The sequence below is a fragment of the Caballeronia sp. AZ1_KS37 genome (genome assembly GCF_023631165.1).
GTDB classification, from domain to species: Bacteria; Pseudomonadota; Gammaproteobacteria; order Burkholderiales; family Burkholderiaceae; genus Caballeronia; species Caballeronia zhejiangensis.
The window spans coordinates 408,181-428,286 of the sequence record NZ_JALQDP010000043.1; the positions used below are offsets into that span (position 1 = coordinate 408,181).

Below are 20,106 nucleotides of genomic sequence, written 5' to 3' on the forward strand. Positions count from 1 at the left end.
AACAGCCAGCAAATTTTTTCTGAGAAGTCAGGCGGAGGCCGGCGGATGACTGCACCGCTCCAATCAGGGGTCTTTCGACTCCAACGACTGCTCCGACGGCGTTTGACCACCACGTCAGCCGCGTTCGAGGTGCCGCGAACGGTTCATTGATGCGGTTCAGCTGTACAAGGAGATCCAGCCGACTCGCCATCCGCCATTTCCACACTGGTTCCGGCCGAATTTCGGCTTCGCATTGCTAAGGTTACTCCCAGGAGCCGACGTCGGAATCGTTGCCTTCGCCACCTGCTTTGGTGTCCGCTCCATAGCTGAACACGTCGATTTCGCCGTGCACGCCCGGATTCAGATACTGATACTGGCCGCCCCACGGATCGTTTGGCAGGTGCTCCAGATAGCCGCTGTCCCTCCAGTTGTTCGGCACCGGATCGGTTGATGGCTTTTTGATCAGCGAGCGCAACCCCTGCTCCTGCGTCGGATACCGGCCGTTATCCAGGCGATACAGCTTGAGCGCCTGCATGATGGTACCGATCTCTTGGTGCGCGGCGACGCGGCGCGCCTCGTCCGGACGGCTCATGACCTTCGGCACGATCAGTGCGGCGAGAATGCCAAGAATCGCGATCACGACCATGATTTCGACCAGCGTGAAGCCGCCATGACTGCGCACTTTAACCAGCTGCTTCTTGTTTTGCAGCGTTGCTTCCACATCTGCTTGGCCAAGTTTCTATTTAAATTAAGAGGATGTGTAGGGAGCGATATCTGTATTGGCGCGTCTGCTTACTTACGACCGAGAACCTTTAGCTGCTCGAGTGGGCATTCGGGAACCGCCCAGTCTAGCAATTCTCTGTCGCGGATGGCAGGAACGCGGTCGAGCGGGGTTGGCGCGCAACAGGGGTGCCCCGTGCGGAAACAGACCGGGCAGAATGTTGACGGAGAGAACGGGCCCTCCAGGGAGAAGGGGCCGACGCGATGTTCGCCGGAACATACAGGCGCGCTCGTGTGATCGAAGTGCAGCCGAGACCTGGGCGCATTCCTCGGCAACGTGAACGAATGGATGGCCATCTCTTATTCCGCGGTTTGCCGGCCGCGTATAGGCAATCGGATCACGTCAACATGACCAGGCAGGTCCCCTGCGAGTTCACTTTCCGTGTAACTGAAATACAGCACCGTTAGCCTGCTCGGATCGAGAATCCGGAATACGTGAACGACCCTGAAGATTGGATCCACGGACTCGTCGAACACCTGCGCCTGTTTGGGGACCTGGCTTGGCATCGTCAGCTTGCCTACTTGATGACACGAAGCCTGCGCGTCAGGCGTACGCGTCGGCGGAGAGTTTCCACCCAGGGCATTTTCGTCGTGTGATCTTGAAACGTAGCAGGCGACGCCCTTCAAAAGGGGATCGTTATAAGCGGAGATGTCGATTTGACCACCGTAGCGCTGTGAATGCGTCGAGATTCTCGCCAATTGCTCGCCATGAGCGAGCGAGGACAGGAAAATGGCAAGTGCGGTTGCCACATTCGAAACAAGGACAAGGCTGCGTGCCATGACACATCTCCTGAAATTGTTCTGGTGGCGAAGACGAAGTCCCGTGGACGGTCGTACTTGGTGTTTCAGCCAGCCTATGACCGCGCGCATGTCGAGATCTGATGCACGTCAACGTATGGCCGACTAAACGGCATCGAGTTGCAATCAATTGGAGCCCCATCGAGCGACTTACGCCGACACTCAGTTTCGCGTCGCATGATCTTGCAGCCGCTCGTTGCATCTTTGAGTATTCTTGATCTTGTCCGCCACCGAAGAATGCTCGGTTTGAACAGAGTGTTAGGTGCGATCCATCTCGGTGGTTCGAGAGGTAGCGCTATGAACAATCGACGCCTTGTATCGATGTGCTCAATCTTTCGTGGTCCGGCCGTGCTCTGCGACAGGCGGACCGCTGACAGGGCGTCGCCACCTTAGCTTGCGTTGCTCAATCAGCATCTTCCAGTCAAACTTCATAAGCAAGTACACGAGAGTGAGCAGGGTCAACTGGGTAATGATGAAGTAGCCACTCAGATATCCGCCTTCGAACTCGGACTCTGGATCGACGAACGCGGAAGCGAACCGTCCAAGATGAGCCCAGACTGAATAGCTGATCGGACGGCCGACAAAGAAACCGACGCCGATGACTCGGAGTGGCAACCCCGACAGGCCATACGCGATGAACAGGTAGTTGAAAGGAAGCGGACCCAGGGCATATAAGAAGAAGGCGCCAACTGTCAGCTTTCTGCGCTTCTTCAGCCACACTTCAACCGCATCAATGTTTTCCCGGTCGGATTCGCGCATCAGCCGTCCTCGCACCAGGGAGCGCGAAGACCTGGGCAGCACCAGCCGTCCAATGGTTGCTGCGCTCGCGGCAACGATGGCAAATACGAATGGATTGCCCTTGGAGTAATTGAACCCGACCCAGGACATGGCTATCCATGTGGGCGGCGCGAACGCAGGCACGAGTTTGAGCAGCAGTACGACAACGAACAGCGTTGCCAGCGTCGACATGGCACCCCCGCCGATTGACATTCTTTCGAGCTTGCTCGTGCGACGGGACGCCAGGGTTGACACGGATCAATCAGGTCGCAGCAAGGATCCCATCCGGTGGAGAGGGATAGTTGATGCTGATCAAGCAAATGTAAGGGATGCGTCCATACACTTTGACTCTGCTCGCGGTTCAAATTGACCCGCAGAGACTCGTCCCGCGTCGGATCTCGACTCATTTCTATCAACCCGTCATGTCACGCCTGTTAGACTCAGCCGATTTTGCACTGCTGCTGATCTCGGCGGTAAGCCTGATTGCAGGCTTACCGTTCGTCATGTCCGGCAATGGCGCAGTCGCGCACGCCCTCTGGACAGCTGGAACCTTGCCCGTCCTGCTCGCGCTATTGGTGTCCGTTGTGAAGGCGCTGCGGCGGCAAGAAGCGGGCGTCGATGTGCTGGCCCTGCTTGCGATCGGGTTCGCTCTGTGTCTCAGCGAATTTCTGACGGCCGCGGTGATTGCTTTGATGGTCGCGAGTGGACGGGCGCTCGAACAATATGCAGAGCAGCGGGCGCGTCGGGAAATGACCGCGCTCTTGAGTCGCGCTCCGCGTCAGGCCAATCGATTCGAAGCCGGTGAGTGGCGCCGCGTTGAATTGGACACCGTGCGTCCAGGCGATCCTCTGCTCGTTCGAAATGGCGAGTTCGTTCCCGTCGACGGCTCGCTCGTAGGCCACGCGCAACTCGACGAATCCACGCTCACCGGCGAGTCCGTCATCCGACAGCGATCGCCGGGGGAATCGGTGAGTAGTGGTGTCGTCAACGTGGGAGCCGCGTTCGAGATGATCGCTGCTGCGAGCGCCGGAGACAGCACGTTTGCCGGGATCGTCCGCATGGTGGAGTCCGCTCAGCATGAACGGAGTCCAGCAACGCGTCTTGCCGACCGTGTTGCGCTGCTTTTCGTGCTCGCTGCACTGGTGCTTGCGGGAGGAAGCTGGCTCGCAACCGGCGACGTGGTTCGGGCTCTCGCAGTACTTGTCGTCGCCACGCCTTGCCCGCTGATTCTTGCGGTCCCTGTGGCCGTCGTCTCCGGCATGTCGCGCTGCGCCAGACGTGGGGTGCTGGTCAAAGGCGGTGGGGCACTGGAAAGGCTGGCGCGGGCCAGCGTACTTTTCTTCGACAAAACAGGAACGCTGACAGGCGGATACGCACGCCTCGTTTCAATAGAAACTGCCCCAGGCGCTTCACCCGAGACTGTGTTGCGCTTCGCTGCGTCTCTCGGTCAGGCCTCTGCCCACGTCATCTCGGAATCAGTGACAACGGCCGCGCGCGAGCGCGATCTGGTCCTTGCAGCACCTCGCCAGGTCGTTGAGCAGCCCGGCGCCGGCGTGCAGGGCGAAGTAGAAGGCCATACCGTCGCCATCGGTTCGTTTGCTTTTGTGTCGTCGCTGGCAACGCCAGCCCCGTGGAGCGCAGCGTTCCTTCAGCGCGTGGCGTATGAGGGCGCTTCCGCCGTATTTGTCGGCGTGGACGGCGCCATGATGGGCGCCCTCCAGATGGCCGATCAGATCCGCCTGGAGACACCCCGCGCACTGCGGCTGTTGCGACGGGAAGGCATTGGACGCTTCGTCATGCTCACGGGGGACCGTCGCGACGTTGCCGAGACCGTCGGCGCCATGCTCGGCGTGACCGAAGTGATGTCAGAGCAGACACCGTCAGGCAAGCTCGAGGCGATTCGGGCAGCGCGTCGGGAAGGGACGGTCATCATGATCGGCGATGGCATCAACGACGCCCCCGCGCTCGCGGCCGCCGATGTTGGCGTTGCGATGGGTGCACGGGGAGCCGCGGCATCGTCAGAAGCAGCCGACGTCGTCTTGCTGGTCGATCGGCTGGACAGGCTTGTCGAGGGGGTGCGAGTGGCGCGCCAGACGAGGCGAATCGCTTTGCAGAGCGTGATGGCGGGGATGGCGCTTTCGTTTGCAGCAATGGCTGTCGCCGCCTTCGGATTTTTGCCGCCTCTGCTGGGCGCGATACTTCAGGAGATCATCGATATCGCCGTCATTGCAAACGCGCTGCGAGTCTTGCGAATACGATCGACGGAAACTGTCGGCTCCCTTTCTCATAGTGATGCGGATAACCTCCAAACCGAGCACCTCGAGCTCGGGCCGGTGATGGACCGAATCAGGGAACTCGCGGACAAGCTGCCGCGTATGCCAGTTACATCGGTTGCCGGGGCGCTCGCGATCGTGAACGAGATGCTCGAAGGTCAGCTTGTGCCGCATGAGCGGCGCGATGACCTGGAGGTGTATCCAGGCGTGGCACGTCTTGTCGGCGGAGAGGACCCGCTGGCGGCAATGAGCGCCACTCACCGCGAGATTTTTCGAATTACCCGCTTGCTCCGACAAATGACGGAGAACGTGCCATCTCAGGGTCCCGATGCCGCTGGTCTGAGCGAGTTCCAGCGTCTACTGTATGGACTTGACGCAATCGTGCGCCTGCATTGCGCACAAGAAGATGAATTGTTTCACTCGTTAGAGGAAGGACGTTAAAGAAAAATCGCCCAACTAATCGTATCAAGCCGCGTTCGCCTGAAGCAGCCCGGGGGGGCGTAGTACGCGCGACCGGCTCGGGCGACGCTGCCGGGTATGCTCCGCGCTATCTCACGCTTTCGAAGCGTGCCCGGGACGAACAGTTGAGCGTCGAGGAGCCGCGCGGCGTCATCGAGACGTAGCGGCTCGGTTGCTTGATTAAGGCGAACTCTTGCGTCGGTCCGGGTGAGGATAGATCGTTGATCGCTCGAAGTAGCTGTAATCGGCGTGCAGGCGCTATGGCATTTCGAATCAGATGCCGACCGCGTACCACCTGATCTCGACTTTGAGCCCCCCGAGATCGCTGGACCGACGCACGTTGACCGCCGCTGCGTGAAGGTCCACGATTCGCTGCACGATCGACCAGCCCAGGCCGCTGCCGCTTTCGGCCGTGCCCGAAACTCGGAAGAAGCGGTCGCCAAGTCTCGACCGATCCGCATCTGCGAGCCCCGGGCCGCTGTCCTCGACCGACAGCACGGCTCGGTCTTGGTTCGTTTCGGTCTTGATCCGCACGGATGCGCCAGGCGGGCTGTAGCGGATGGCATTGTCCACGAGATTTCGCACCAGAGCGGCGAGCAACGTTTCGTCGCCTGAGACATGGCAATACTTCGCACCGTCGAATTCCAATGACTGCCGCTTAGCGAGCGACCTCGGCGCCAGTTCTGCGACCACCCGTTGCGCGAGCGCGCTGAGATCGACGGTCGTCAGTTCGAGTGTCGCTCCAGACTCGAGTCGCGATAGAACCAACAATTGGTCCACGAGACGTGTCGCACGGTCACACCCTTCTAGGGTAGCGCGCAACGCGTGTTGGCGAAGCGTGTCATCCGTTTCGGCCAGCGCGACCTGGGCCTGCGTTCGAACCGCCGCGATCGGCGTGCGCAACTCGTGGGCTGCATCCGCAGTAAAACGGCGCTCAGCCTCCCATACAGTCTGAATGCGGACGAAGAGCTGATTGAGCGCATCGAGTACTGGGGACATTTCGGCGGGCGTTTGCGGCATTACGACAGGCGCAAGATCATCGGGGCCACGCAGGGCGATCGTACGACCCAGTCGTTTGAGGGGTGCTACGGCTTGCCGCACCGCCCACCCAGTCGCAATTCCTAAAAGCGGCAGGGCAAGGGCCATCGGCCAGAGCGTGCCGCGCAATACGGCGAGCAGTATCGCGGTGCGGGAATCGACACGCTCACCGACGTACACGCGGGTGTCTTCTCTGAGCGTGCGCATTGAAAACACGCGCCAAGCTTCCCCATTAATCTGCACAGTCGCGAAACCTTTATCGATGTGACGATCCCCAGGGATCATGGGCTCGGTCGGTGCGTTGGCAGACCGGATCACCGCTTGCCCGTCATGAAATATCTGAAAAACAACCTTAGGCGCATAGGGGTGGGGCACGCGCGAATCGATGGTGTCATCGTCGTCGATCGACTGAGTTTGCTGGATGACTAGTAGCGCTGCGGCCTGAGCGAGATGACTGTCGAGCAGTTCATCAAGTTCCTTACGTGCGTCGCGCCAGATGAACAGCGCGGTAATCAGCCAGACGCCGACCACGACGCCGATCACCAGGACCAGCAGACGGCCTTGTAGTGAACGCGGCAGAATCATCGCGTGGCGGAGTCCTCGAGCATCAAAACATAGCCGACGCCACGAACTGTCTTGATCAGGTCGCTGCCGAGCTTGGTACGAAGGCGATGAATGTGCACTTCCACTGCGTTGCTTTCCACCTCCTGCCCCCAACCGTAAATGGCTTGCTCGAGTTGCTCACGGGACAGCACACGGCCCGCGTTCAGCATGAGGGTCTGCAACAGATCGAATTCGCGCGAGGAAAGCGTTACCGGCTCCTCATTCTTGTAGACGCATCGCGTCGCGGGTTCGAGGGCGACGTTTTGAATGCGCAGGGCTTCCTGCGACACTCCGTGCGCGCGACGTACCAGTGCCCGTAGCCGAGCCGCGAGTTCCTGCAAGTCAATGGGCTTGACGACGTAATCGTCGGCGCCGATGTCCAGTCCACGGACACGGTCAGGAACGGTGTCGCGTGCAGTCAGCACGAGTACCGGCAAGGTCACGCCAGCGCGACGCACCGACGATAGTACTTCAATCCCATCCTTGCGCGGCAGCCCGAGATCAAGGACGGCCGCCGCGTACACATCGTTACGCAACTCGGTCTCGGCGGCGGCGCCGTCACGTACCCAGTCAACCTGGAATCCTGCCTGTCGTAGGCCGGCACGAACGCCATCGCCTAGCAAGGGATCGTCTTCGATAAGCAGTATCCTCATTTTACAAGACCGTTTTGTCAGTCAGCGCCATCATTCGGACGGCCTTTGCTGCCCTGCAGCGACATCATGTCCGAACAAGGGCAACATGGGTTCACCCTGCCATTGCCACCACCAGAACGCGAGCACTGCTATCAGCATCAGCGCGGCAACACTTCGCCATGCGTGTCGAACGCCTTCATCGGGTTGTCCGGATTTGAGTCCGCTGACCATCGCGCCGATGAGGTTTTCCCGATGGAGCCAGCTACTCACGACGACACCCGCTATGTGTATCCCAACCAGCGCTAGCATCAGATTGGCCACGCTCTCGTGCACTTCACCCAGCCACGTTCCGCCCGCATCGTTATAGGTCGCCCAACCGGTGATGGTCAATGCGCACGCCAAAGCTAGCATGGTGACGATGACGACGGCGCCTGCCGGGTTGTGGCCGACATGACGTTGTGGGCGGCCACGCAAGAGATCAAGGACATACTGCCACGCGCGGGCGGGTCCGCGAACGAAGCTCGAGAAACGGGCGTACTTCGTTCCGATCAGTCCCCACCCTAGCCGAAAGATCACGAGACCGCCCGCCGTATAACCTAGCGTGACGTGGACGAGCCGCCAATGTTCGCTTTCCGCCGTCAGCCATGCACCCGCAAAGCACGCCGCGAACAGCCAGTGAAACAGGCGTACGGGCGCATCCCAGACCAGGATACGGCTGTCGTCGGCGTCCCCCGCGGCGTTGTTATCGCGGCATCTGGATGAAGTGTTCATTGAAATTTCCTTGATCTGCATGGGTATGGCACGCGGTGCAATTCGATGCGCTCCTGACTGCTGGACGTTTCCATACAGCCGCGGACACCTCTGCGTGCTCCTGTCGGAACCACGTCGAGCGGGTAATGCGATCCTCGGGCGGTGACGCGTGCGCCCCTGTGTCTCCCGACGAATTCGCAGCAAGCCACGTCGAGATTTGCTTGACGGAGTCAGCGTCAAGCGAGGCATCGGTGCCGAAATGGTGGGACATATTGCTCAGAATGCGTTGCCACGATCCTGCGGACAACATACCCGGCGGGTAGGCGATATGGCACGACGCGCATTCCTGCCGATACTTCGGCAGGAGGTTGACCTGGTTACGCGTCTCATCAACATCGGCCGTCACGCTGGAAGCCGCCAGTGACGCGAGCAGAGCGCCAACCCAAACTCCTACAGAACGGGGCACGAGATTCATTGGCATCGGAAACGGTCCTGTCAGGAAGAGGTTCGTTCGAGGAGAGAAGTCGCTTACGGTTTCAGCGTCAGCAGCCACGCCAGCAGATCTGCCTTTTCGGCTGAGGTGCACTCCCGTCCGACCACGTCGTTGCAATTGCGACGAAACCATTTCTCGGTTTTCGCCGCGTCGCTGAATCGCTCCGGGTTGAACGCAGGAGCGAGAGGAGTGATTGCCTTGCCCGTGGCCGCATGCTTGCCCGTCCGTGTGGGGATTGCGCCGTGGCACGTGGCGCAAGTCCACTCATGACCATGCGAAGAATTAAAGAAGAGCTGCCCCCGCGAAGGGAGTGGCGCTGCACCGTCCGACTGCGCCTGGTAGGAACCAAGAAGTTCAGAAGGGGCAGCAGCGTTGGCTGCGGCCATTGCAGTAGCGGTCGCAATCAGAAAGAGAGCTGCGCGCAAACGCCGCAACGAAAGAAGCGATCTGCTCATGAGATCCTCCAGTGGATATTGACCATGTTGTGCGGCCTTCCTTACCGGAGTCTTAAGCGCCGTTTCCTCGATGACGCCCCTGCCGGTCCGTTGTCACGGCGGATGTTCTACGCCCTGTTCAATAACCGGCTACTTCGGGCAGTAAAGGAGGAGTAGGCGTCGCGGTGCGAAGCTCGCGCCGCTGGACCCTAAAGTTGCCCGTCGATACGTCGTCTAATTTGACGTCGCTCGGAGGAACGTCCTGGCAGCTCATGGCAGCGGCAATCGGCGATTCACTGGGCGCGCTCACTTCTCGTCACCACCGATTTGCGCAGCGGCTACTGACATTGGGGTCGGCCCCAGAGCCCGAAATCGGGGCTACTGTCACACTGAGAAGCCGCTTGGATGACCGCTCCACTTTGATACCTGCCTTTGGATCCGTGACAACGCGGCGTCGGCTATGGGTGGTCGACTAGGGAAGTTCGGCGGTCAGTCCCGGCGGGCCGTTCGACCTCAGCCCATGGATTTCCGGATTCGGCTATGGAGGGGCGCGTCGGGAAGACCTTGCCGAAGGGCGCCGCCTGTTCCACGTTGACAGCCGCGTCTCGGAACGTTCGTTGAATATGCACAAGCGTCAATTAGCCACGGCCTGCCACTGCAATATCGGATGTGTGGCTCCCGCAGGCATGGCCCAAACGCCACCAGCACCAAAGTCCCATCCGGCGAAGCTCGTCGCGGTGCCCATCTGTGCAGTGGTAAGCCCGTTAATATTGGGGGGGGCAGAGCCCGTGTTGGATCCCGTCGCAGTCGTTTGTGTTGTCGTCTCTTTGTCCCAATATACCGTGTTGCTGATCTTCCCTTGGTTTACAGCGGTGATACCGCCGAGCTTTTGATCCAGCAACCCAGCAGGACTTGCTACCCAGCCTGTTGCGAAGGATTCATCAATAACGCCTGTGGGGCCGTTCGAAGAGACAAGGCCGCCGCCGTAGCCAAAGGCTGACACCACGCCGGTGGCATAAGATTGTTTGATTACCCCAGCGTTCGCTGTTGCGAGACCGCCCGGAATGCCATGGTTGCCTCCTCTCGTAGTACCGCTAGCGAATGATTGAACCACCGTCCCTGTCGGCGTATTCCAGCCGACCAGCCCGCCACCATAGCCAAGGTCCGCGCTGCTGGAGGATCGTTCGATCAAACCATTGTTGATACCGGCGACCCCGCCGTTGCCTCCATTTCCGAAACTGTAGCCTCCTGAACCGCCCGATGTCTTCACGTATGCGATAGTCCCATCGTTTCTACCCGAAATGAGGCCAGCGTTGGCCCATTCTCCGAATATTGATGCAGATACATTAATGTTGCGCACGATGCCCGTCGCGCCGATTACACCAAACAGACCGACGTATTCGATCAGCGGCTGGTCCGGACCTCTATTAGGAAGCCACACGGTAAGGCCGGTTATGGAATGCCCGAAGCCATCGAACTGGCCGGTGAACGGCGCGTCGGCTGTTTCCCCGATAGGTCTGAAGAAGTTTTGATACGTAGTTGCATTTGCATCGACGTCCTTCCCCAGTGCATAGTTACCCACGAGATTCTGTGAAACCTTGCCGAGATCGTCGAGTGTGTTGACGAGTTTGTATGCAGTGACTTGCGTGACAAGCCCGCTGTACGGGGCCGCACTCCACTTAGGATTAGATACGATTTTACCGGGCGAATAATTACCGTTCATATCGTAAAGGATACTGACAATGCCCCGACTGTTAGACCAGTCGATTGTCCCCTGGTTAATGACCGCGCTTGCGTTGTTGACGCCAGCGGCATCGGAGCGCATCGTGAGAGAACCCGCACCTGTGTTACTCATAGTCGCGTTAGATGCAATCGTCACGTTATGGACCGCACCCAGCGTAAGGGAAGAGTCGCCTGTCCATTTCACATCCCCCCTGACTGCCAGGTCGCCCGTCGCGCCGTTCGTTCCATTGGCCTCCGCATCGACGGAAGTTCCTTTTTTGAGGGTGCGCGAGAGTGTGTTAGCGGTCGCGCTGTCGATTGTCAGATTGGGCGCGCCGAGCTTCCAGTCGCCGGCCTGCACTGTAGCACCGCGCACATCGAGCTCGTTCGCGAGAGTCTCGACGGTGCCGCCGGTGTTGCTGCTGTCCGCCGCCTCGATTGCGCCGTTCGCATGTACGGCGCCCTTTTCTGCGACGAGCCAAACATGGCCGTCGCGGGTGGCGGTGCCAGTGGCGCGGATCGCCGCGCTGTTGCCCGCAAGCGCGTAGACATTGCCGTCGGCGGCCTGCAGGTTGACTTGCGCAGCGCGAATGGCGCCCGCGTTGGATGCGTTGCCCTTACTCCCGGCCCGCACGAACACTTGCCGGCTGCTGGCCGAATCCTGCAACAGTACCTGGTTTCCTACCGCAAGCTCGGTCGTGCCTTTCGCCGCATCAATCTCGCCCGCATTGATCACGGCGGTGCGAGAGACCAGAATCACATCAGCACCCGACGAGCCGATCTTGCCGAGATTCATCACCACGCCGTTGCCGCCCCCGAAAAAGCTGAGCGAGCCTCCGGCCATGAACGCATTGTTGTCGACGTTGAGCGAGGATGCGACGAAGCGGCCGCCCGTTGCCACGACGCCACTTGGGCCGATGACCACGCCTTGGAGGTTGATCAGATAGACCGTCCCAGTCGCGCTGAGACGGCCGAGAATGACAGACGCATCGCTGCCGGTAACGCGATTGAGCGTTGCCCCGGAGCCGTTGTCAAACATGACAGTCCGGCCTCTGCCAATGGAAAAGTTGCACCAGTCGACGATGCCGCGCGAGGAGGTCTGATTGACCGTCAGCGATTGGCCGCCGTCGGCGATGGAGCCGCTACCGGCGACGAAGTGCCCGCCTTTCGGCAGCATTGGCGGCGCTGCGCGCGCTAGCGAAATGCACAAAAGGAGTTGCAGACCAATGAACGCGAGCGGTCGCACTCGCAACGTTGGAAAACCTCGCCTCGCCTGCAAGTGCCAGAGGGTTATGGGATGGTGGGCGATAGCAAACTGATGCCGGTCGAGACAGCGCAGCATGATGGGCTCCCGCAGTGCGCCTTGCGTCGAGACACGAACTAAAGTGGCGGTGTAAAGTCGCCCGGAGGCTACTTTCAAGGAATACTGCAACCGCAGGCTCCGTCCGCTTTGATCGATATCAACTAAACGAGCAAAAACGCGAGCACAACTCCGGTGCGCCAGTCCACGCGTTCGCGGCGATGACCTCCAAACTGGCTCGGCCCTGAGTTCGCGGGTCGCAGGGTTCATCCTTTATTGGATCAAAGAGCCGGATCGGCGACGGGTATAAGTCACCAAGAAACAGTTCGAGCTACCGCATGTCGAACGGCAGATGAGGGTCGACCCGAACATGCACTGAAAATGCTCGTCCTGACAGTTGCCTGTCAGCTTGTTTAGTGTATGTCCAATCCACCCCCGGTGCTCGGGAAATCGATGCGAAACGTAGACGCAGCTCCGCGAACGAATCGCACGTACATTGCGGCACTGGTACGCGCTATGCTGCGGCGAGCAGGCTCATTGCTTGCCGCCCGCCTCGGAGGCCGCGATGGACCGTACACGGATTGAGGAGGCGGAAGCCCAACTGAGCAGGGCCGCCTACGATATACAGAGGGCGCAGGAAAACATCGAGCGCCAGAAAGAGTGAGTACAGGAATTAGCTAACGCATCTAAAACGGATCGGGTTCGTCGCCTCGGAGATCGGTGAAGACAGCAAACAATGGCCGATCGACGCAAGATGATCTAAGTCAACGCTGGGCTGGCGAAGCTGCCGGACGCTTGGTCGGCCACCGCGATGGTTTCGGCAAAGACCGCTTATCCAGCATCGAATCGGTTGGAGCGTGTGCTGTGGACCAACAAATTCTCAAACTCTCTGTTTATGTTGTTGAAGCTTCCGGCACTGTGCTTCGGCGACTATTGACTTTTACTAAATCCATGGCAACCGATGTTCGGCTTGAGCGTTATACGATCATCGCCCTGATGACTGATGAGGTTCATGGCCAAGATGGACGAAGCGACGCGCAAGCGAATGCGACCTGGACGCCTCATGCTGGCGGGCATGACGCCAGCCGAAGCCGCTAAGGCCGTTGGCGTGGCGCGGCAGACGGCATAAGGCCCGTCTGGACGAAGGCGGCATCGAGGCGTTACGCGTCATGACCACGGGCCGGCCAGCGCAGTTGGATGTGGGCCAGTCGGAGGGCTTGCGCGTAGCGCTGCTGCAAGGTCCATTGGCACACGGTTTCGGTACCGAGTTGGGGACACTCAAACACTCAAACGCGTACGCTCATCGAGCGACTGTATGGCATCACCTTCAGCGAGGTCCATGTCTGGCGACTGCTGGGCGCGCTGGGCTTCAGTTCGGAAAAGCCAGAGCGCCGGGCCATCGAACGCAATGAGCAAGCTGTGCTGACTTGGAAGCGCAAAACTTGGCCCGCGCTCAAAAAAGTGTGCCGCCGAACGACGACTGATCGTGTTCTCTCGGAGCGTCCCACGCGCGTGCGCACCTGGGCGATGGCGCAATCAAGAGCGCGCAGATCGTGGAATTTCTCAAGGCGTTGCGCACGCAGTTCCAGCGCAAGTTGTTGGTCGTGTGGGATGGCGCTGCGCAGCACAGACGCGGCGTGGTGCGCGAATATCTCGACAGCACGCATGGATGACTTACGTAAGTCTCAGTAGTTGCACTCGTCGGGTCCTCCGGACTAGCGAAAGTGGTCGGAACCATCAGGCGAGGTTGCCACCGCACTCGGAGAAATCTCCGCGCTCATGCCCGAGGTTGTGGTTGTCGACTTGCACCTTCGGGTGGGGGAATGGTCTGAATGTCATCAGTCACTGAGTGGCCGCGGCTGTACCGCAACGAAAATCGTCCTGACCAATCATGCGTCGTCGGCAGTTCGTCGCGCAGCTGCCGCGGCGGGGGCTGATCATCTTTACGACAAGACCAGCGAGTTCTCGATGGCGGTCGCTCAAATCGGGACGCTTGCCCGGCGCCGTCGCAACGGCCCGTAGGTCGATGAGGGGAGGCGAAATAGCGTGCACTAATGCAATCAATTTTCAGCCGTGATTCGCGACAGAGGCACTCTGGCGGCAACCGTCACGCCGTCGCCCGGGCTACCGTCGACGCAGAGGTCTCCGCCGAGTTGCGTGATCCGCTCGCGCATGCCGCGCATGCCGAAGGCATCGGGGCGCAGCTTCCATTCTCTCGGAAGGCCCACGCCGTCGTCACGAACCCGTACGTGGCAGTCGTCGCCGTCCGTGGACAGCGTGACCGCCACCGCAGTAGCTTTAGAGTGACGTGCAACGTTCGTAAGTGCTTCTTGGACGACGCGGAAAAGCGAGATCGAAGCGAGGTCGTTGAAACGGAGATCCTCAATCCTGATCTCGCAACGCGTGGGCACGCCATAGCGCTGCTGGAAGTTCTCTGCCATCCATTCCACCGCTGCCGCTAGCCCCAGATTATCGAGTACAGGCGGCCGTAGGTCGGCCGCGAGCCGTCGCGTGGCCGCAGCCATCTCGTCGATTTGATTGGAAAGGTCTCGAATGCCAGTAAGAGAGCCCGAACCGTCGCGTGGCAAGTATCCTTGAATTTCCGTCTGGTGCAACGTCAGCGTCATCTTCAATGCTGAGATTCGCTGACCGAGGTCATCGTGCAATTCACGAGCAATGCGCTTTCTTTCATTTTCCTGAGCGTGCTGAACCAGCGCTGAATCCGCTGCGACGCGCTCGAGCTCTTTGAGTCGCAGCGACTCGGTCAGGTCTCGCGTGATCTTGGCGAACCCGACGTGCTCTCCTTGCTCATCCTGCACCGCGGTGATGACGACCTGCGCCCAAAACCGACTGCCGTCTTTGCGGATGCGCCAGCCTTGATCCTCGACGCGGCCTTGGGCCTTGGCGGCAGCCAGCAGTCGCGCGGGCTTGCCCGCTTGTGCGTCGTCGTCCGTATAGAAGACCGAAAAGTGCCGGCCCACGATCTCATCGGCAGAATAGCCTTTCGCCCGCTGAGCGCCGGGGTTCCAGCTCACGACAATCCCCGAACGGTCGAGCATGAAGATCGCATAGTCCTGGACTGCCTCGATCAGAAGCCGGTAGCGGTGATCGATATCGACGGCACTGAAATTTGCGAAGCGGTCGCGCGAGAAATTCTGAGTCACGGCAGCCTCCATTGAAAGCTTCGCCTCCACCGGGCAGTTAGGGTCTTCTGGCAATTGGCAGGCGTGCCCGAGCGGCACGAAGGGCGGCAATAGGTACTGGCGATCTACTCTCGACAATGTAAAACATGGCGATGGAAAGGAAAAGCCGTGAGCCGGTGAAATTTTTCTTACTTAATGAGTTGCTTATGAGTCGCTCGACGCATCGCTTTTGGCCAGGAAAAACGACCCGCTGGACCCGCTATGACCTAGATCAGTCGTCGATCGGAATGGGCGCGTAATGTAGGCGGTGGGCCTCGCTGGAGCCGTCATGTACTCGATCGAGCCGTTTTCCCTTGACATTTTCCCGCTACGGGTTGACGGGTGAATCGCGGACGCGCCGCATTCTCGCCAGCACGACTATCGCAAACCGATTGAAGTGCCGAAGGCTCACTTTTATCTCGGCGCCGTGAGACCGACGAAGGCGATTGCAGAGCGCGATGCAATTGAGTGGGCGCGTCAGTTCATTGCATCGTCAACAGAGGTTCTGGAAGCTTCGCTTCGACTTGAAGAGACGCGTTGAAGTAAGGGCAGCAATTTGCGTGGGAAACGCTGAGAGGGTCGCGTTCGAGGCGATGACGATCGAACCGGTGCGAAGGGCGGCAAGAGCGCGAATGTCAAGGCTGGGTTGCCCCCATCGAGCCCGGACGTCGACTTGAAGCTGCCAGGGACGGCATCCCGCGACTTGCAACCATGGCCGCATCGTCGCCGTCCATCTGAAGACACTGACCCGGCCGCCCCTTATGAAATTTGCTGTGGTGTTAGTTACTCTCTCTGCGTGGTTAGGGGTTGCAGTATCCGCGCCGCTCAGCGCATCGCCCGACGTCCGGGCGACGCATTGACTCAGGTTTTTTGTTACCGAGCTAGGCTCGTTGCCTCAAGTATTTTGCTACCTGTCAGACGGCTGGCGGGGGCGACTTATGACGAGGCGGCTCAGCATGACAACACGACGGGAATTGACCGAGGCAGTTGGAGAGCGGTACCGCCGCTCCGACCGGAACGACAAGCGCCAAATCTTGGACGAATTCGTTGAATTGACGGGCTATCATCGTAAGCACGCCATCCGTATGCTGTGCCGAGAGCCGCAGCCGCCGAGGGCGAAGCCAGGCCCGCAGCGACGCTATGACGATGACGTTCGTGCCGCGCTGATCACGCTATGGGAGGCTGCTGACCGGATTTGCGGCAAACGCCTGAAGGCGCTCATCCCGACGCTGATCGACTCGATGACACGGCATGGTCATCTGTCGCTGTCGAAGGACCTGCGTCAGCGGCTCAAGCAGATCAGCGCCGCGACCATTGATCGGCTGCTGCGGGATGTGCGCGAGCAAGCCTTCAGCGGCCAGCGCCGGCGGGCTGGCGGAATCGGCAATGCGATTCGCCGCGCGGTGCCAATCAGGACCTTCACTGACTGGAACGACCCGCTACCCGGTTATCTCGAGGTGGATTTCGTTGAGCATTGCGGTGGTACAAAGATCGACGGCGACTTTGTACACAGCTTCGTGATGACGGATATCGCAACGGGTTGGACCGAGTGCCTCGCTATGCCGTTTCGCAGCGGCGCGTTCGTTCTTGAGCACATCGAGCAGGTGAGCGCTGCCTTACCGTTTCCGTTGCGTGGTTTGGACTGCGATAACGATAGCGCCTTCATGAACGCGGCTGTCTTCGACTTCTGCAAGGCAACGGGTATCGAGCTGACGCGCTCGCGTGCCTATAAGAAGAACGATCAAGCGTGGGTCGAGCAAAAAAATGGCGCCATCGTCCGCCGCCTTGTGGGCTACGGCAGGCTACGAGGTCTTGAAGCCACAGAAACGCTTGCTTCTCTCTATCAAGTGTCACGGCTGTACATCAACTTCTTCCAGCCATCATTCAAATTGAAATCGAAGACTCGTCACGGCGCAAAGGTGACGAAGCGCTATGAAGCTCCGTTGACGCCGCTTGAGCGTGTCTTGCGGTCCCCATCTATTCCCGAGGCGACCAAACGTAGCCTTCGCGCGCGGTTTCGTAGGCTCGATCCATTGGATCTGCTGCATCGAATTCGCGAAGCACAACAGCGCGTTGCACAAAGCAGCGCTGCAGGCGGTCCGCCAGCGTCGACGAAGACAGCAACTGAGGTTCCACTCTCCGATTTCCTGTCCAGTCTGGGGACAGCGTGGCAGGCCGGCGAGATTCGACCGACGCATCACCGCAAAGCGCGCGTCCCACATGACTGGCGCACTCGCGAAGATCCGTTCGAACATACCTGGCCGAAGATAATGGAGTGGCTTGAAACCGAGCCCGGCATTACGGCAAAGCAGCTATACGAGCGCCTCACCGCGATGGCTCCCACGCTGTATTCCGGCGCGCAACTACGCACCCTGCAGCGCCGGGTGAAAGTGTGGCGATCGGATCGAGCGAGGGAGCTGGTGACCCGGATACTCAGCGGCGCCGACGCAGACGTGGTGAAGGCTGACGCTGCTACGCAGCGCCAGCCTTCACCATAAAACGATTCGTCGGTGACAACTAGCCGGGAGTAACATCATTCCGTGAGGCAACACGGGCGACTAAATTTGTCGTCGCTGTCGCCACAAGTGACTTGCGCAGCGCGCGTGAAGGGGGCACGCACGCGTTCGCATATGCACCGGACGAAACCGAGGCAACGCTGTCTTCCGCAATAACGCAATGGTTGACTCAGGGCGATAGGCGTAATCTGCGACTCGCGCTGGCTGACCAGCAAACGATCTTTGCGTTCCACTGGGCGGCCACGCAGATGCCTGTGGAATCGCAGTGCTTTACCGATATCGACAGTGATGAATGTCAGCGGGAACTGGAATACTGGCTGGCGCGCATGAGGAATAGTGATTCGAGATTCATCGCGGCATATCGGCGGTCGCAGATGCGACTGGGCCTACCTCCGGTCATTACGCAGAAAGACGAAGCGATGTGATGTCGTAAGTCGGCCCAGCGTTATGCGCCAGATCCAATCCGCGGACGCCAGGACTGACAGCATGCCGTTTTTCTCGGCCCACAAATTGGACGCGGAAGACGGCGCGGCGCCGTGAAAACAGCGCGAATTGCATGTTAGATTGATGGCACATGAGTTAGTGGCCGGCCTGCTGCTGTTCGGAACACTTGTCGCGATGCTCGAGGATCGACGTCCCATTCGCGGCGCCATAGAGGCGCCTGGCGGTGTGAGAGTGATGCGTCCGCGTCGGCGATCGCACATCAGTCTTTGGATGATATCTGACGGTCGTTAAGACGGCCGAGCACAAGGGAGCAGGTCGCCATGCCGAGTGAGCCGTGCGCCTTCGCACGGTACTTTCTGGCTATATCGCGGCCTAGAAACGTCTTTGATCCTCGCGATGAGCGCTTGGACTCACCGCTTCTTCAGATGCGGCAGCATTCGGACCAGAACGGCATCTCTCATGACAAAGTGATGAAACAATGCGGCGATTGCGTGAAAAACCGCCAAGGCAATGATCGCCCATCCGACCAGTTCGTGCGCTTCGCCGATGTTGTGATGGGCGGCCTTGCTGAATGGCGCGAACGGAGGTGGGAGTTGCAGGCCGAAGAAGCTCATAGATTCATCGCCAGACCAACGAAGAACAAATCCGAGCACCGCCTCGGAAATCAGCAAGGCATAGAGGAGATAGTGAACAGCCTTAGCGGCACGCTCGATCCAGCCGGCTGATGCAGGCGGCGTCGCATGCTTCGGTGAGAGACGCCACACGATCCGCAGCACGATCACGGCCGCCAAGACGATGCCGAAAGACATGTGCGCCACGATCATGAGGTGGCGGGTTGGCCGCGGCGCGAACCCCCACATCTGCGCGAGAGCGAACTGCGTGAGCACAAGAACGACGGTTAGCCAATGAAGGACGATTGAGGTGTTATCGTAGGCGGTTCGATCATCGCCCGCTGCGATTCGAGTGGTGACGTTGGTAACGTTCGAAATCTTCTCACTTGGCATAAGCTTTGATATGTGAGTTGCTGCCCGAGGTTAGGATCTTGGGAGGGGCTGGGCGGGGGGGCGTACTGCTGCCCCTATAAAGCAATGATGCAGACGGTACAAGAAGCGCAATACGGCGCCCGGCGGGCGTGCCAAACGGTGGTGGCGACCACCGGTCGGAAGCCCGTCCTCTGCCGTCGTGTACGCGTACGCCGGGTAGCTAATGAGCCGTATCCCGGCCACGAACGGGATAATGGCCGCAACCACTAGCAATGTAAGCCGCGTCGTCTCAAACATGGTCTCGCGCGCCCCAAAAAATAGGATGCTGACAAGCTGTGTGCGTTGCATGAGCATTGCCGCCACCGACGCTGTCTTTAGATGCGCACGAGCAATGCTGACGAGATCTCGGTCCAAAATTGCCTCGCATGGGTGACGACTTCGTGAAGGCAAAAAGCGTCACGAATGTCCGTTCTCGCGATTCTAGACGTGGAAACTTACGGAAGGCATAGCGCTTGGCCAGTCGAGCAAGTTTTCGAAACGTGTTTTTCGGCGAAGCGCTTCTGAAATGCAAACCATTGCGATTATTGGTCATTGGCCCGCGCAGGGTCTTCCTGCGGTTGACTGCCAACAGATTTGATCCGCAGAGCCTTTCAACGACGTTTGCCTTTTCGCAAAGGGAACCCCCATGAAGTTACACCTCATCGATGGAAGTGACTGCACGCCCTGCCTGTATCGGCCGATGAGTGGCCGCGTCGAAAAGTATGTACTCGTTATAGAACTCATTATCGGGATTGAGTTTTGGAGTATAAATTCTGGATTTGCCTGAGGGGGCAGAGCCTCATGACACAAGGCACAAACCGCTTTACTAGTCGACTGCGTCATTGATTTGGCACCTGGCGGATTCGACGTGAAGGATCGTCATACTTCCACTTGATCGGCTTTG

At 59.4% G+C, this 20,106-nt stretch carries 14 protein-coding genes and 1 pseudogene; 4 read left to right on the forward strand and 11 right to left on the reverse strand.

The window, feature by feature from the left end; all coding sequences use genetic code 11:
- Positions 1 to 241: 241 nt before the first annotated feature.
- The 3 genes from gspG to NCS00_RS31065 form a co-directional block, all read right to left on the reverse strand.
- Positions 242 to 661: a type II secretion system major pseudopilin GspG gene (gene gspG, locus NCS00_RS31055; protein ID WP_350029746.1), complete on the reverse strand. Its 420-nt coding sequence runs from the start codon at positions 659 to 661 to the stop codon at positions 242 to 244.
- 398 nt (positions 662 to 1,059) lie between these two features.
- Positions 1,060 to 1,539, reverse strand: a complete 480-nt coding sequence (locus tag NCS00_RS31060) for a CreA family protein (RefSeq protein ID WP_250442041.1) — start codon at positions 1,537 to 1,539, stop codon at positions 1,060 to 1,062.
- A gap of 345 nt (positions 1,540 to 1,884) precedes the next feature.
- Positions 1,885 to 2,526 (reverse strand): SNARE-associated domain-containing protein, encoded by a 642-nt coding sequence (locus tag NCS00_RS31065; protein WP_250442042.1) that lies wholly within the window; start codon positions 2,524 to 2,526, stop codon positions 1,885 to 1,887.
- Between the two features lie 230 nt (positions 2,527 to 2,756).
- Here NCS00_RS31065 and NCS00_RS31070 point away from each other — a divergent pair, with 230 nt between their 5' ends.
- Positions 2,757 to 5,048 (forward strand): heavy metal translocating P-type ATPase, encoded by a 2,292-nt coding sequence (locus NCS00_RS31070; protein WP_250442087.1) that lies wholly within the window; start codon positions 2,757 to 2,759, stop codon positions 5,046 to 5,048.
- 291 nt (positions 5,049 to 5,339) lie between these two features.
- Here NCS00_RS31070 and NCS00_RS31075 read toward each other — a convergent pair whose 3' ends face one another.
- The 6 genes from NCS00_RS31075 to NCS00_RS31100 all read right to left on the reverse strand — a co-directional run bounded on the left by NCS00_RS31075 (position 5,340) and on the right by NCS00_RS31100 (position 12,080).
- Complete coding sequence (locus NCS00_RS31075; RefSeq protein WP_250442044.1) at positions 5,340 to 6,689, reverse strand: ATP-binding protein; 1,350 nt, start codon at positions 6,687 to 6,689, stop codon at positions 5,340 to 5,342.
- Positions 6,686 to 7,360 carry a winged helix-turn-helix domain-containing protein gene (locus tag NCS00_RS31080; protein WP_250442045.1) on the reverse strand — a complete coding sequence of 225 codons (675 nt, stop codon included), beginning with the start codon at positions 7,358 to 7,360 and terminating at the stop codon, positions 6,686 to 6,688. Before NCS00_RS31080 ends, NCS00_RS31075 begins: the two co-directional genes overlap by 4 nt.
- A gap of 30 nt (positions 7,361 to 7,390) precedes the next feature.
- Positions 7,391 to 8,110, reverse strand: coding sequence for a cytochrome b/b6 domain-containing protein (locus NCS00_RS31085; RefSeq protein ID WP_250442046.1), 720 nt, complete (start codon positions 8,108 to 8,110; stop codon positions 7,391 to 7,393).
- A complete protein-coding gene (locus NCS00_RS31090) occupies positions 8,082 to 8,570 on the reverse strand; it encodes a diheme cytochrome c (RefSeq protein ID WP_250442048.1) in 489 nt (162 codons plus the stop codon). The genes NCS00_RS31085 and NCS00_RS31090 overlap by 29 nt, the downstream gene beginning before the upstream one ends.
- A gap of 47 nt (positions 8,571 to 8,617) precedes the next feature.
- On the reverse strand, positions 8,618 to 9,037 hold the full coding sequence (locus NCS00_RS31095; protein WP_250442050.1) for a DUF1924 domain-containing protein: 420 nt from the start codon (positions 9,035 to 9,037) through the stop codon (positions 8,618 to 8,620).
- A gap of 613 nt (positions 9,038 to 9,650) precedes the next feature.
- Entirely contained in the window at positions 9,651 to 12,080 is a 2,430-nt protein-coding gene (locus tag NCS00_RS31100; protein WP_250442051.1) for a two-partner secretion domain-containing protein, read from the reverse strand.
- 678 nt (positions 12,081 to 12,758) lie between these two features.
- Here NCS00_RS31100 and NCS00_RS31105 point away from each other — a divergent pair.
- Both NCS00_RS31105 and NCS00_RS31110 read left to right on the forward strand, forming a co-directional pair.
- The gene (locus NCS00_RS31105; protein ID WP_250442054.1) at positions 12,759 to 13,136 is read left to right on the forward strand and encodes a hypothetical protein; all 378 of its coding nucleotides are present in this window, start codon (positions 12,759 to 12,761) and stop codon (positions 13,134 to 13,136) included.
- A pseudogene (locus NCS00_RS31110) lies at positions 13,051 to 13,708 on the forward strand (winged helix-turn-helix domain-containing protein); the annotation flags it as partial. The gene NCS00_RS31105 and the pseudogene NCS00_RS31110, both read left to right, overlap by 86 nt.
- Positions 13,709 to 14,098: 390 nt before the next feature.
- Here NCS00_RS31110 and NCS00_RS31115 read toward each other — a convergent pair.
- Positions 14,099 to 15,202, reverse strand: coding sequence for a PAS domain-containing sensor histidine kinase (locus NCS00_RS31115; RefSeq protein WP_250442056.1), 1,104 nt, complete (start codon positions 15,200 to 15,202; stop codon positions 14,099 to 14,101).
- A 974-nt stretch (positions 15,203 to 16,176) separates the two neighbouring features.
- Here NCS00_RS31115 and NCS00_RS31120 point away from each other — a divergent pair.
- A complete protein-coding gene (locus NCS00_RS31120; RefSeq protein ID WP_250442058.1) occupies positions 16,177 to 17,718 on the forward strand; it encodes an integrase catalytic domain-containing protein in 1,542 nt (513 codons plus the stop codon).
- Between the two features lie 872 nt (positions 17,719 to 18,590).
- Here NCS00_RS31120 and NCS00_RS31125 read toward each other — a convergent pair.
- Entirely contained in the window at positions 18,591 to 19,184 is a 594-nt protein-coding gene (locus NCS00_RS31125; protein ID WP_250442060.1) for a cytochrome b, read from the reverse strand.
- Positions 19,185 to 20,106: the final 922 nt, after the last annotated feature.